This window comes from Sulfitobacter sp. F26204 (genome assembly GCF_026410305.1).
Taxonomy (GTDB): Bacteria; Pseudomonadota; Alphaproteobacteria; order Rhodobacterales; family Rhodobacteraceae; genus Sulfitobacter.
Window position 1 is genome coordinate 63,577 of the sequence record NZ_JAPMLQ010000008.1, and the last position, 12,655, is coordinate 76,231.

The 12,655-nt window shown below is 54.9% G+C and carries 14 protein-coding genes and 1 pseudogene; 7 read left to right on the forward strand and 8 right to left on the reverse strand.

Features of this window, described 5'->3' with window-relative positions; all coding sequences use genetic code 11:
* Positions 1-38: 38 nt before the first annotated feature.
* Positions 39-419, forward strand: coding sequence for a DUF1801 domain-containing protein (locus OS190_RS16975; RefSeq protein ID WP_267159918.1), 381 nt, complete (start codon positions 39-41; stop codon positions 417-419).
* A 442-nt stretch (positions 420-861) separates the two neighbouring features.
* Here OS190_RS16975 and OS190_RS16980 read toward each other — a convergent pair whose 3' ends face one another.
* The gene (locus tag OS190_RS16980; protein ID WP_267159919.1) at positions 862-1,308 is read right to left on the reverse strand and encodes a VOC family protein; all 447 of its coding nucleotides are present in this window, start codon (positions 1,306-1,308) and stop codon (positions 862-864) included.
* A 48-nt stretch (positions 1,309-1,356) separates the two neighbouring features.
* Here OS190_RS16980 and OS190_RS16985 point away from each other — a divergent pair, with 48 nt between their 5' ends.
* From OS190_RS16985 to OS190_RS17010, 6 genes and pseudogenes are all read left to right on the forward strand, one after another.
* On the forward strand, positions 1,357-1,980 hold the full coding sequence (locus OS190_RS16985) for a TetR/AcrR family transcriptional regulator (RefSeq protein WP_267159920.1): 624 nt from the start codon (positions 1,357-1,359) through the stop codon (positions 1,978-1,980).
* 292 nt (positions 1,981-2,272) lie between these two features.
* Entirely contained in the window at positions 2,273-2,605 is a 333-nt protein-coding gene (locus OS190_RS16990) for an ArsR/SmtB family transcription factor (RefSeq protein ID WP_267159921.1), read from the forward strand.
* A gap of 34 nt (positions 2,606-2,639) precedes the next feature.
* Positions 2,640-3,707, forward strand: coding sequence for an ACR3 family arsenite efflux transporter (arsB, locus tag OS190_RS16995; protein WP_267159922.1), 1,068 nt, complete (start codon positions 2,640-2,642; stop codon positions 3,705-3,707).
* Positions 3,704-4,126 (forward strand): arsenate reductase (glutaredoxin), encoded by a 423-nt coding sequence (arsC, locus tag OS190_RS17000; protein WP_267159923.1) that lies wholly within the window; start codon positions 3,704-3,706, stop codon positions 4,124-4,126. The genes arsB and arsC overlap by 4 nt, the downstream gene beginning before the upstream one ends.
* A 159-nt stretch (positions 4,127-4,285) precedes the next feature.
* Positions 4,286-4,745, forward strand: a pseudogene (locus OS190_RS17005) (formyltransferase family protein); the annotation flags it as partial.
* A 103-nt stretch (positions 4,746-4,848) separates the two neighbouring features.
* Positions 4,849-5,547 carry a GntR family transcriptional regulator gene (locus OS190_RS17010; RefSeq protein ID WP_267159924.1) on the forward strand — a complete coding sequence of 233 codons (699 nt, stop codon included), beginning with the start codon at positions 4,849-4,851 and terminating at the stop codon, positions 5,545-5,547.
* A 46-nt stretch (positions 5,548-5,593) separates the two neighbouring features.
* On the opposite strand, the gene OS190_RS17015 is transcribed toward OS190_RS17010, so the two are convergent.
* The 7 genes from OS190_RS17015 to OS190_RS17045 all read right to left on the reverse strand — a co-directional run bounded on the left by OS190_RS17015 (position 5,594) and on the right by OS190_RS17045 (position 12,524).
* Positions 5,594-6,043 (reverse strand): gamma-glutamylcyclotransferase family protein, encoded by a 450-nt coding sequence (locus tag OS190_RS17015; protein ID WP_267159925.1) that lies wholly within the window; start codon positions 6,041-6,043, stop codon positions 5,594-5,596.
* Complete coding sequence (locus OS190_RS17020; protein ID WP_267159926.1) at positions 6,040-7,827, reverse strand: cobalamin-dependent protein; 1,788 nt, start codon at positions 7,825-7,827, stop codon at positions 6,040-6,042. The genes OS190_RS17015 and OS190_RS17020 overlap by 4 nt, the downstream gene beginning before the upstream one ends.
* A gap of 37 nt (positions 7,828-7,864) precedes the next feature.
* On the reverse strand, positions 7,865-8,641 hold the full coding sequence (locus OS190_RS17025; protein ID WP_267159927.1) for a pyrroline-5-carboxylate reductase dimerization domain-containing protein: 777 nt from the start codon (positions 8,639-8,641) through the stop codon (positions 7,865-7,867).
* Between the two features lie 100 nt (positions 8,642-8,741).
* Positions 8,742-9,710: an ABC transporter ATP-binding protein gene (locus OS190_RS17030; RefSeq protein WP_267159928.1), complete on the reverse strand. Its 969-nt coding sequence runs from the start codon at positions 9,708-9,710 to the stop codon at positions 8,742-8,744.
* A complete protein-coding gene (locus OS190_RS17035; RefSeq protein ID WP_267159929.1) occupies positions 9,707-10,705 on the reverse strand; it encodes an ABC transporter ATP-binding protein in 999 nt (332 codons plus the stop codon). Before OS190_RS17035 ends, OS190_RS17030 begins: the two co-directional genes overlap by 4 nt.
* Before the next feature lie 53 nt (positions 10,706-10,758).
* Positions 10,759-11,598, reverse strand: a complete 840-nt coding sequence (locus OS190_RS17040) for an ABC transporter permease (protein ID WP_267159930.1) — start codon at positions 11,596-11,598, stop codon at positions 10,759-10,761.
* Positions 11,595-12,524 carry an ABC transporter permease gene (locus OS190_RS17045; protein WP_267159931.1) on the reverse strand — a complete coding sequence of 310 codons (930 nt, stop codon included), beginning with the start codon at positions 12,522-12,524 and terminating at the stop codon, positions 11,595-11,597. The genes OS190_RS17040 and OS190_RS17045 overlap by 4 nt, the downstream gene beginning before the upstream one ends.
* Positions 12,525-12,655 lie beyond the last annotated feature (131 nt).

Below are 12,655 nucleotides of genomic sequence, written 5' to 3' on the forward strand. Positions count from 1 at the left end.
CATGCGACCCGGCGCAGAAGAACATGAGGACCATGGGTATGAACGATGTTCAATCAGAGAAAACTCCGGCGCAGAAGATCGACGAGAGGATCGCGGAACTCGGCGATTGGCGGGGCGACATGCTCTCGCGGATCCGGGCGTTGATCAAGGCGGCGGAGCCTCAAATCGTTGAAGAATGGAAATGGCGCGGCGTCCCGACATGGTATCGCGATGGCATGATCTGTACCGGCGAGACCTACAAGGACAAGGTCAAGATGACCTTCGCCAAGGGCGCGTCCCTGCCTGATCCAGCGGGTCTTTTCAATTCCAGCCTCGACGGTAACGTCCGGCGTGCAATTGATTTCCACGAGGACGACGTAATCGACGAGGAGGCGCTGCTAGCGCTCATCCGCGCCGCGGTGGCGCTGAACGCTTCATGATCCTTCGGGCCAGAACCCTTTCCGCATCCGCCGATTTTGAATGGAGGTACAATTGAACTGGAGTAAGTTGATAAGATAGTGCCATCGCTGGCTGTCGATCGTTTTCACCCTGATCGTGCTTGGCATCTTCGGAGCCCAGGGATTGGGCAAGGAACCCGTGGAATGGGTCTATTTCCTGCCCTTGTTCCCTTTGTTCCTGATGCTGCTCACCGGCCTCTATCTGTTGCGTTGCCTTATCTTGGCAGGCAGCGCAGTGAACCTGCCGAGTGACACCAACGACAGTCGAATGGCAGAAAGAAATTGCGGTCCTGACAGTCGGCGCTGCCTATGAAGTGCCCGATGAAGGCGACAGAGCATCGGTCGCCTTGTGGTTCGGGCTGACACCTACCGCCAACAGGGCCATACGATGGGGTTCACCCATCGTATGGCATTGGCGCAGCGTTCACGATCCAGGCTCCTCGTCCCAGCGGCGTTGCATCTCGTCCGGGTTCAACTTTTCGATGGTTTGCGACAGCATCCATCTGTGGCCGAAGGGATCCAGCACCATCGCATTGCGTTCGCCGAAACTCTGATCGGTCGCGGCACGCAAGACTGTGGCACCGGCATCTACGGCACGGGCCAGGTCGTCATCGACCGCTTCCGTCAATAGGTGCAGCGTCACCGGCGAACCTCCGATCGTGTCGGGGCTGAGCGCACCGAAATCGGGATACTCGTCGGCAAGCATGACGATGCTGCCACCGAATTTCAATTCCGCATGACCGATCCGGCCATCGGAGGGATCGGTCATGCGGAATTCTTCCGTTGCACCGAAGGCAGCGGTGTAGAACGCAATGGCCGCCTTGGCGTCCTTTGTTACGATATAGGGAATAACTGTTGTGACTGAAGACATGGTCCGCCCTTGTGTTTCTCTTACAATTACGTTGCGGAACGTAAAATAATGATTCAAGATCAATCAGAAGAAACAAGGCCCCGTGGCCGGCCGCCGAGTAAAGCCGCCCGAAAACGAGCGCTGTCGACAGCGCATGATATCCTAATGGAAGAGGGGTTTGGGTCCCTGTCAATCGAGGCGGTGGCAACGAAATCTGGAGTCGGGAAGCCGACGATCTACCGGAACTGGGGGAATGCCTGTGAACTCGCCATGGCGGCGTTGATGATGGCCGAACCGCAGGAACCGACAGAGCGAGGCGGCTCCCTGAAATCAGACCTGACTGCACAGATGCGAACGCTGGTGAAAGCTTTTGCCACGACACGCGGGCGGCAGATCACCATGACACTGGCGGCCGCCGACCCGGAAAGCGAAATGACCAAGGCCTTCCGCAACCAAGTGATCCTGTCGAGCCGGGAAACGGGACGCGGCATGATCGAGCAAGCCATCAACAGAGGTGACATCACCCGACCGGACGACATCGAGGTCGTTCTGGATGTCATCTATGGCCCTGTGTTCTATCGTCTGCTGGTCGGCCATCGGCCTCTCGATCAGGCCTTCGCAGATCATCTCGTGTTCGCAGTTCTCAGAATTCTGGAATGTGTCACCGATGATCGGACTATCAGCCATTGGTGAAGCATAGTGTGGGAATTCCAGAAATGACGACGCGTGATACCTATCGTGAGCTGTCGCATTTGCTGCCTGGCGCGTGGAGGTAATGTGAGGCTTTGAAGCTGACCAACCTCTCAATCCTGATTTTGATTTTCGAGGGCACGCGAATAGGTCCAGGTTGATACCAGAGCCGACAACAATCCGAAAGTTTGCGACACTGCTGCTGCTTGCGCCCGTTCCAAAATGGAGCGTCTCGATACCCCTGATTTCGAAAAACCGCTTGACCCACACCAATCATATCAATAGTTCCTGATGTATGGATAACAAACACGCTCTCGACGCTTTCGCCGCTCTCAGCCAGTCTACGCGCCTCGATGTATTCCGCCTACTCATTAAGGCCGGAGAAGCGGGCATGACGGCAGGTGACATCGGCGAAACCCTCGGGGTGCGTCAGAATACGATGTCTGCCAACCTGAGCATTCTGTCCCGCGCTAATCTGATCCGGAACAAACGGGAGGGACGCAGCATCCGCTATTTCGCCGACATGGACGGCATGCGCGGTCTATTGGCTTTCCTCATGGAAGATTGCTGCGGCGGTCGTCCTGATCTTTGCCAACCCGTCATCAATGAACTTGCTTGTACAAGCTAATGCGCTGAACTGTTAGAATGGATACCTGACCGACATGACCGATACATCGCTCCCCGCTGCGGCGGGTTTGGGAACCTTTGAACGCTGGTTGTCCGTCTGGGTGGCACTTGCCATTGGCAGCGGACTGCTACTGGGTAATCTTTTTCCGGGTTTCTTTTCTTTTCTGGCCTCGCTGGAGGTAGCCTCGGTCAACCTGCCGGTGGCCGTGCTTATCTGGGCAATGGTCTACCCGATGATGGTCGGAGTGGATTTTGGCGCATTACGCCAAGTCGGGGACAAGCCAAAAGGGCTGGTCGTAACCATAGTCGTCAACTGGCTGATCAAACCCTTCACGATGGCCGCCCTCGGCGTGTTGTTCTTCGAGCATGTCTTCGCGGGCCTCATCCCACCCGACGATGCGCAGGCTTACCTCGCGGGTGTTATCCTGCTGGGGGCTGCGCCCTGCACCGCGATGGTCTTCGTCTGGTCAAACCTCACACGGGGCGATGCGACCTACACGCTGGTGCAGGTCAGCGTAAACGATGTAATTATGGTTTTCGCCTTTGCGCCTATCGTCGCTTTCCTACTCGGCATAACGGACATTGTCGTGCCGTGGGATACGCTGCTGCTGTCAGTGGGCCTTTATGTCATGCTGCCCCTGTTGGCCGGGTATCTGACGCGTAGGAATTTGGTAGAGAATGGAGGCGAGGCAGCGGTCGATGCCTTCAAATCCCGCGTGCAACCGTTCTCGATCATCGGGCTTCTGGTGACGGTAGTGCTGCTGTTCGGGTTTCAGGGCGAGGTAATTCTTGACCACCCGTTGGTCATCGTACTGATCGCAGTGCCACTGCTGATCCAGTCCTACGGCATCTTTTTCTTGGCCTATGGCGCTGCACGGGCATGGGGTATCCCGTATAATGTGGCTGCGCCCTGCGCCATGATCGGCACGTCCAACTTTTTCGAGTTGGCCGTCGCTGTAGCCATCAGCCTATTCGGGCTGGGATCGGGAGCGGCGCTCGCAACCGTCGTCGGAGTCCTTGTCGAAGTGCCGGTGATGCTCTCACTCGTTGCCTTTGCCAACCGGACGCAGCATTGGTTCCCCAAAGAGGGGAATGCCCCATGAGCATCGTCATCCACCATAACCCAGACTGCGGCACCTCGCGCAACGTATTGGCGATCATCAAAGCGTCAGGCAAGATGCCTGTGGTGATCGAATACCTTCAAACCGGCTGGACCCGTCCGCAGCTTCTGGCGCTGTTCGCAGCTGCCGGTTTGACGCCCCGCACTGCCCTGCGGACGACAAAATCCCCGGCTGAGGAACTTGGGCTGCTTGATCCCTCAATGGACGACGAGACGCTGCTCGCGGCCATGCTGAAGCACCCCGTTCTGGTCAACCGTCCTATTGTTTGCTCGCCCAAGGGTGTACGGCTGTGCCGCCCTAGCGAAACCGTGCTGGATCTTCTTGACCGCCTGCCACCGGGCCCGATGTTGAAAGAGGATGGCACGCCGCTGATCGACGCGGAAGGGCACCGTTTGGGCTGATACATAGAACATCGAAGAAACCCATTTTTCCATCGATACCGATTGACTGTTGGAAGCCGTGCCCGCAACGATTGCCCTGCTTAACGGGTCGCTGCGTGATCGCTCGCTCAGTCAACTGATCACCTAGGTAGCCGCCGCGATTGAGGGCGAAGATGCGAACCCTTTGACTGCATCAGAATGAGCAAGGAAAACACGGCCGAAGCCGAGATCATGCGCGTGGTTGAAAGTGTCGGTGGAGAATTGATCATTCTGACACGTTACATGCAGGTTCCCTCTGGTGAAAATGCGCCAGAAAATGTCTGGCGGAACCATCAATATCCACAATTGTATCCTACCCAGCTACAACAAAGAGTGCCCTTGCAAACAGGCGTTCCAACGCAGCGTAACACTTGTCGGCGCCACCTCCCATTATGTAACCACCGATCTGGATGAAGGCCGGATCATTTAACAGGACATAGTACGCGTTGCCCCTGCGCAATCCACATCGGATTGTGTTTCATTAGGACGGTATGTGGAATCCCAGGTCCTGGCCCGCGCCATTCACGCCCATGCCCATCACCGGACATTTCTAAAGAGCGATAAGGACTCAGTCTTCCCCGCAACCTCGGGAAGTTTTTGATCCGAAAAGATGGGATGGACACTGCCGCAAAAAAGGTATCTGGCACCCGGTAAACCCTGCCATGTGCATTGAAACTCCCTTTGAAAAAAGCAATACTGTCACCATGAAAAACGTACGGCCCAAGCAAACCAAAGAACCTACGGATCTGTCCCAGCGGGCCTTTGACAATATTCGGCAAATGCTTTTCCATAACGAACTCGTCGCAGGGCAAAAAGTCCCGTTCAAGGACTTGTCGGTTCAACTGGGGATGAGCGTAACTCCGGTCTTGCACGCTTTGAAGTTCCTGGAGTTTCAAGGGCTGGTGCGACGCGAGCCGAACAAGGGCTATTTCATAGAACCACTTCAGCTTGAGGAAGTGGAAGAACTTTACACATTCCGCAGCCTTCTGGAACTGACACTGGTTGAAATTACAATCACGAAACTGGACAAATCCGGTGAGGCAGAGTTGCGGGCGGTGCATTCCGCCTATCTGCGTTCGCTTGAAAGCAATCTGACCCATCAGAAGCTAATTGCCGATCGCAATTTCCATCTGGCTATCGCTCAGCTCTCAGGCCAGTCTATCCGACTTGCCACGCTGAAAAACCTGTTTGACATGCTTCATCTGAAATACAAAACCAGTCTTGGCTATGTGACCAGCAAGCAATCCAATCAGGAAGACCACGGCAAAATTCTGGATGCAATTCTGGCACGGGACCGGGATCTGGCCAAGTCGCTGCTGGCGGCGCATATCGAGAACAGCCGCATTCACGCCTGTTTGAATCTGCAACAGATGATTGCCGAAAAATCCCAAATTCAGGTCTAGGGGTACAAAAGGCCCGGCCCGCCAAAGATCAGCGAGCCGACCAGACTCAGAGTGAATCCTGATAAAATTGTTCGATTGCGGCAATCGCTTCGGGCGCAAGATTCAGTTCCTTTGCGCCGACCAACATGCCTTCCACGTAGTTCTTGGCAGGTTTGAACGGGCCTTGCGGATCAATCACTTGATAAAGCTCGGTGTCGTACCATTTCCCGTCTTCCCCCAAGGCAATAAATGTCCTGCGTTCGTAATCTCCGATGTAATAGCCGGGTTTCACGTCCAGCTCTCGCATTTCCGCCTCATCCACTTCGAACATCGCACCATGCACCATCTTGCCCGGAGCATGGATGATATTGCTGATACCGGCTTCTTGGATTTTCGACCAGAAATTGAACCGGATCTCATAATTCGGAATATAAGCTTTCATCATGAATTTTGCGCTTGGCAGCATTTTCAGCAGATAATCCATCTGCAAATTAGAGCCATAGCCGAAATGTATCATGTTGTTTCCTTTTTAGTTGGTTTTTTGAGTCTGAGGAGTGTTCCTAGTTGCTGTCCCAGCCCGGAATCTGTGTGAATTCCAATGCCGCGAAGATCTTGTGTGACATCGACAGGCAGATCGAGTTCGCCTTTTTTCTGGTTCAGAACGCCGCCGAACAGAACCGGCGTGCGAATGTCCTTGGCAACCAAAGCGTCGACCAATTGGCGACCGTATTCCAACGCCATGCCGTTGTGGGTGCTGATGAGTATGGCATCCAGCCCCTCTTGACCCGCGCAATCGGCTACTTTCTCAGGATCAGCTTCGGCCCCAAGGTAAACCACATCGGCATTGGTGTTGGACAACAACCAATGTAACACCATGATGGCATGTTCGTGCACATCGGTAGAGGCCAGCAAAATACGCTTTCCGGCAATCTTGTCGGCCAGTTCCGGCATCTGGAATCTGGGTAGATGCTCGGTGTAACAGGCGATGGATTGTGCAAAAATATCTGTTGGCACAATTACCTTGCGCCCGCGCACCTCTGCAGTGTCGGCTTGTCCTGCACCAAAGAGTTCTTCAAAAAGTGCCGGACCCAATTTCTTGAGCACATAAAGCATCTGCAAGGGGTTCTTGATGTCGACACCTGCCGCCTGTAGCCCAGTCAAGGCATTCCGGAACACCTGTTGCCCGTAGCGGCACATTTGATCGGCAAACTGTCGGCTATCGGTGAAGTCCATTCGTCCATGAAGCCGCCGAGCGGTCTTTTCGACGCGGTTGCCAAGTATTTGTGCTTCGAGAATTTCTTCCCATGACGGGGCGCGAAAGGCCTCTGTTACGGGCAAGGGCAAAACCGCGTGACCCGTCGGGCATTCCAATTGGGCCATAATGTCCCAAAGCATGTATTCGGCGATCAGTCCGCGATTCTCGTCGAAATTCCGTGAGAAGGATATGGTATCTCCGTAAAACATGGAGCCAACGCAATCGCCGTCATGTATCCGGTCAAGTGCAAAGACCCAACCAGCCCTCTTTACCGGATCAGAAGTCAGCCCGCCAATGCAATGGGATAATTTGGCCCCCATTAAGTCTTCGACAATGTATTTTTCCAGATATGCCCAACCCGCAACCGTGGTGCAGTCAAGAAAAAGCGCCCCGAAACCGTCTTCCAGATAGGAGTGAAGCATCACACCCTGATCCCGGAACCTGCCCAGGATGGCGATGGAACGGGCAGTTTCAACGGCGGTGTGGACCGGGTCACGCCAGCCCGGAGCCTCATGAGAGAAGAACTGCGACAGGTTGCCAATGGTGGTAACGCCAGCACGCAAGGCGTGAACTGTATTGGTGGTCGACGCGGGAAAACCGATCATGAAATCGCCCATATGGGGCTGAATCGGAATGGCCGAACCGATCTGCCCCCAATGTGCCGGAGTCTCCAGCAAGGGGCCGGTCTCGGCTGCGGTGCGGCTGCGCCACGCCTCGGGCAGACCCATGCGACGATCAAGACACAGACCAGCGCGATGGACTGCAATGTTATTCTGACCTGCTTCATGGGCCAGATGCGCCATGGCCTTTTCGGTCAGATCCCAGTTTCCCATGCCGATATGAGCATGGTAGCTGATCTTGTCTTCTTTCATGCAGGTGCGTTTGAATTCTGCTTCAGAGTTGACGCCCCATGCGTCAAAGGCCGCAGTGCGCCCGACCGTGACAGAGTCAGCGATACGCTGCGCATCCCGCAGGATCACATCCCATTCGGGCAACTGATCGGCCAGTGCCGCACGGGTTGCCTGTTCAAAACCGGCCTGTGTCATGCCCTGCCCTCGCCCGCTGTCTGTATCTGATCGATGGTCACGCAGTGCCCCCCAGCTTGGCGACTACAGCATCAAGCGCATCACTCCAGATGGTCAGCCCGTCATTGCGTTCGACCTCCTCCATGCCCCGTTCGGAAATACCACCGGGCACAGCGAGAGAGGTCCAGATGTCCTGAAACGAAAGCTGCGCATCATGGATCGCCATGCCGCTGGCGCCAGCGATGGTTTCAACCACCAGCGCCCGCGCTGTGGTTTCATCCAACCCCTGTTTCGCGGTCCAGTCCGACAGATGGTTCATCAGCGGAAACATCAAGGCATAGAATGCGCCCACAAGTGCGGTTCCCGCCGTAAACTGTTGTTCGTCCTGCAAGACATGAACCTGCCCCAAAGGACCGAGAACCTCTCGGGCAGCGGCGTTTTCGGGCAGCATGACGATGGGGCTTTTGTTGATGGCGACACAGGCAATCGGCAGGGCACGGACGGCGGTAGCTGGGCCGATCAGGGGCTGTAGCTGGGCCAATGTAACCCCCGCCGCCACTGAAATCACAACCTGATGCTCTTGAAACACAACACCTGAAAGCGCCCGTTGAACATCGCCTGGCCGTGTGGCGACGATCACCACGGAAGCACCATCGACAGCCTGTTGTGCTGTGTCAAACACGCTGATTTTTTCATGGAGGGCGGCATGGGCCGCAGCCCTTTCCTGGTTGCGCGAATACAACTGCAGCGCAACGTTATCTTTGACGGCGGCAAACCCGCCGATCAAATAGCCTGCGAAATGCCCGATACCGATAATACCAACAGTATGTTTCATGTTGCCTCAAAATGATATTCTAAATATTATTGTATATATAATTTTATAAAGTCAATCAAATGTGCCTGACCCAGTGCTTTTTCCTACTGGCTTACGTGGTTCAAAGGTTGTGACAGGACACGGTATGTCCCGGCGAAACGGTTGTCTGAGCTGGCGCGATGGTCTCGCATATGGCGGTCCGGCGCACGCAGCGGGTATGAAACGGGCAGCCTTTGGGCGCGTTCAACGGGCTGGACACATCCCCTTCAAGCACAATCCGCGAACCTTTCTTTCTAGGGTCCGGGATCGGAATGGCCGAGAGCAATGCCAGCGTATAAGGATGTTGCGGGTTGCCAAACAACGCACTGTAAGGGGCCTGTTCGACCACTTTGCCAAGATACATGACCGCAACACGGTCTGCCATATGTTCTACCACTGCAAGATCATGAGAAATAAAGATATAAGCCAGATTCCATTCCGCCTGCAGGTCCAACAGCAGGTTGATGATTTGCGCCTGAATGGACACATCAAGGGCTGAAACTGCCTCGTCGCAGATGATCATTTCGGGATTCACAGACAGGGCGCGAGCGATCCCGATCCGTTGCCGCTGCCCACCAGAGAATTCATGGGGGTAGCGCGTTGCCTGTTTGGGGTTCAGCCCCACCTTTTCCAGCAGATAGGCGATCCGGTCCTTACGTTCTGCGCGATCAAACCCATGTATTTGCAACGGTTTGTCCAAGGTCTGGGCCAAGGTCTTGCGGGGGTTCAACGAAGAATAAGGATCCTGGAAAACCACCTGAATGCGCCGCCGCAACGCCAGTTTCTCGGCCCGGGGTAGGTTAGAAAGGCGGGTCAGATCGACACCATCCAACATTACGCTTCCGCTGGTGGGAGGTGGCAGATTTACGATAGACATCCCGGTTGTGGTCTTGCCACATCCGCTTTCCCCGACCAAGGCTAGGGTCTCTCCTTTGGCCAAGGTAAAGGAAACCCCATCCACCGCACGAACGGGAACAGTGGTCGAGTTATAGTGAACCTTTAGGTCATCAACCTTCAGTAAGGGTGCCGAACCGGTAACAGCCTCTGTCATGGGGCCACCTCCACTGGTGAATTCGATTTGATACATCGCGCCATTCGGCCCTCTGCCACTGCATGCAAGGGGATGGGCCGGAGCGCGCATTCCGCCGAGGCGATGGGGCAGCGTTCGCGAAAGGTGCAGCCCTCAGGCATGTTGATCAGATTTGGAACCATGCCCGGAATTTCCTGCAGGCGATGGCGACCCTGTGCCGTGCGACTACCCAGCCTTGGGACTGAACGCAGCAAGGATCGCGTGTAAGGATGCTGAGGATCGTCGAAAATGTCGAACACAGAGCCGGTTTCAACAACCTGTCCCGCGTACATCACAATTACACGCTGCGCCATTTCCGCGATCACACCGAGGTCATGGGTGATCATGATAACGGAGCTGCCGAATTCTTCCTTCAGGCCTAAAATCAAATCCATGATCTGGCTTTGAATGGTCACATCGAGCGCCGTCGTTGGTTCGTCTGCAATCAGGATTTCAGGATTACAGGCCAGCGCCATAGCGATCATGACCCGCTGGCGCATACCGCCAGACATCTGATGGGGGTAATCCTTGATCCGTTTCTCAGGAGAGGGAATCTGGACCTTCTTCAACAATTCAATGGCGCGGTTCCTGCTCTCGGCACGGCTGAGCTTGAGGTGCAGTTGAATGACCTCTGCGATCTGCTCGCCCACTTTCATCAGCGGGTTTAACGAGGTCATCGGCTCCTGAAAGATCATCGCAATACGGTTGCCCCGAACCGAACGCAGATAGGCATCGCTCTGGGCCAGAAGATCCGTACCCTTATAGTTGACCGTCCCGTGGGTAATCTGTCCGGGCGGTGACTTGATCAGGCGCAGAAGTGACATCGCCGTAACGCTTTTGCCCGAACCGGATTCACCTACGATGCCAACCGTTTCCCCCGGATCGAGATCAAAGGACACATCCCGGACGGCAGGCACCACGCCCGCAGGCGTCCTGAATTCGGTGCTTAGATTGTTCACTTGCAAGAGTTTTGCCATCTGCGAATTCGTCTTTCTTTCGAATTTTCATGCCCCGCGCAGCGCGTGGGTCTCTATTCCTTGTTTTGCAGCACGTTCTTTGGGTCGAGAATGTCACGCAGCCCGTCACCGAACAGATTCAGCCCCAATACGGTGACAAAAATCGCAAGGCCCGGAAAAATCGAAAGCCAAGGTGCGCTGAAAAACATGTCCCGGGCCGAGGACAACATCCCCCCCCAGCTTGGTGTCGGTGGTTGCGTGCCCAACCCGAGAAATGACAGTGCCGCTTCGAGAAGGATCGCCTCGGCACAGCCGAGGGTCGCCACCACCAGTACCGGACCAAGGACATTGGGCATGATCTGTCCGAAAATGATGCTGCTCCGGCTATAGCCCAGCACCACTGCTGCACTGATATAGTCGTTCTTCTTGATCGAAAGCACCTGTGCACGGGTCAAACGGCAGGTATAGGCCCAGTTGGTCAGGCCAAGGGCCAGATAGATATTGAACAGGCCCGGTCCAAGCGCCGCCATGATCGCAAGGGCAAACACAATCACGGGGATCGATAGCATCACATTCGTGACACCCATGATCAAATCATCCCAAAACCGGCCGAAATATCCGGCAACCAAGCCCAACGATACGCCGATGATAGTGTTCACTATTTGCGTGACCAGCCCGACACTTAGCGACACTCGCGCGCCATAAACTACGCGGGAAAACGCATCACGCCCGTTGGTATCCGTTCCAAACAGGAATTCGGCACTTGGCGGTAATTCGGACCGCATCAGATCCGCATCATTGATGGGGTCAAAGGGGGCGATCAAAGGCGCAAACACCGCCATCAGAGTGACGATCAGAACCACCATCCCTCCGAAGAACAGGTTCTTCTGTTTATAGATCCGTGTCAGTGTCATTTGAAATCAATCTGTGAATTAACCACATTGTAAAGGATGTCGATCAACAGGTTGACGATCAGAAAAACCATCACGATCACCAGAAGGCAGCCTTGGGCTACGGGGATATCCCGCTGAAAAATCGCCTCGACCAGCAACGAGCCGATACCGGGCCAAGCAAAGACCCGTTCCACCACGACAGTTTGGCCGATCAGCGAGCCAAACAACAGCCCGGCCGTTGTCAGGATCAGGATAAATGCGTTGCGAAAGACATGCTTATAGCTGATTTCCATCTCGGAAAGGCCTTTGGCGCGGGCGGTCCGAATGTAATCGGCGGACAGGACTTCAACCACCGCGGCGCGGGTGATCCGTGCGAGAAGCGCGGTATAGCCGATGCCCAGTGTCAGCGCCGGAAGCACAAGATTGGCCAGCGAACCGCCGCCATATCCCGATGTAGGCAACAGATTGAGTGAAAAGGCAAAGACATACATCAACAGGATGCCGAGCCAGAACTGTGGAACAGACACGCCAACGACAGAGACCACGGCAGAAAGCATATCAACCCAGGTTCCCTGTCGAAAAGCAGCCAGAAACCCCAGTGGTACGCCCAGCAGCAATGCGATGCTGATGGCAGAAAAAGCCAGTTTCAAGGTTGCCCACAACCTGTCAAAGACAACATCGGCAACGTCATAGTTCCGCAACAGGGATTTGCCCATATCCCCTTGCGCCAGATTGGCCAGGTAGTTGAAATATCGGATATATGCAGGTTTATCGAGTTGCAGGTCTTCCTTCAGCAGGGCCAGCACCTTTGCATCCATTTCCAGACGGCCCGCCGAGCTTAGCGCGGCATTTCCTGGGATCAGTTGCAATAATACAAACATGATCAGGGTTACTCCCAGAACTGTAGGAACGAACTGAAGCAGTCTGCGACGAATGAAGGATCGCATGGGAAAGCACCTGTCTTATTGGGAACGCAAGAAGCATCAAAAGGTCAGCAATCAGAGAATAACTCAAGAAGCTGTTCTGCTGAAAACCCGCCTGTCGGGACTATGGTAGCACATGTCATGTGCCACCATAT

What these genes read in the sequence shown, in the direction of transcription:
- OS190_RS16985 (WP_267159920.1), top strand. Translation starts at nt 1,357, where the DNA reads ATGATTCAAGATCAATCAGAAGAAACAAGGCCCCGTGGCCGGCCGCCG.
- OS190_RS17025 (WP_267159927.1), bottom strand. Translation starts at nt 8,641, where the DNA reads ATGAAACATACTGTTGGTATTATCGGTATCGGGCATTTCGCAGGCTAT.
- OS190_RS17035 (WP_267159929.1), bottom strand. Translation starts at nt 10,705, where the DNA reads ATGGCAAAACTCTTGCAAGTGAACAATCTAAGCACCGAATTCAGGACG.
- OS190_RS17045 (WP_267159931.1), bottom strand. Translation starts at nt 12,524, where the DNA reads ATGCGATCCTTCATTCGTCGCAGACTGCTTCAGTTCGTTCCTACAGTT.
- OS190_RS17015 (WP_267159925.1), bottom strand. Translation starts at nt 6,043, where the DNA reads ATGATACATTTCGGCTATGGCTCTAATTTGCAGATGGATTATCTGCTG.
- OS190_RS16980 (WP_267159919.1), bottom strand. Translation starts at nt 1,308, where the DNA reads ATGTCTTCAGTCACAACAGTTATTCCCTATATCGTAACAAAGGACGCC.
- arsC (WP_267159923.1), top strand. Translation starts at nt 3,704, where the DNA reads ATGAGCATCGTCATCCACCATAACCCAGACTGCGGCACCTCGCGCAAC.
- OS190_RS17010 (WP_267159924.1), top strand. Translation starts at nt 4,849, where the DNA reads ATGAAAAACGTACGGCCCAAGCAAACCAAAGAACCTACGGATCTGTCC.
- OS190_RS17020 (WP_267159926.1), bottom strand. Translation starts at nt 7,827, where the DNA reads ATGACACAGGCCGGTTTTGAACAGGCAACCCGTGCGGCACTGGCCGAT.
- OS190_RS16975 (WP_267159918.1), top strand. Translation starts at nt 39, where the DNA reads ATGAACGATGTTCAATCAGAGAAAACTCCGGCGCAGAAGATCGACGAG.
- OS190_RS17030 (WP_267159928.1), bottom strand. Translation starts at nt 9,710, where the DNA reads ATGACAGAGGCTGTTACCGGTTCGGCACCCTTACTGAAGGTTGATGAC.
- arsB (WP_267159922.1), top strand. Translation starts at nt 2,640, where the DNA reads ATGACCGATACATCGCTCCCCGCTGCGGCGGGTTTGGGAACCTTTGAA.
- OS190_RS17040 (WP_267159930.1), bottom strand. Translation starts at nt 11,598, where the DNA reads ATGACACTGACACGGATCTATAAACAGAAGAACCTGTTCTTCGGAGGG.
- OS190_RS16990 (WP_267159921.1), top strand. Translation starts at nt 2,273, where the DNA reads ATGGATAACAAACACGCTCTCGACGCTTTCGCCGCTCTCAGCCAGTCT.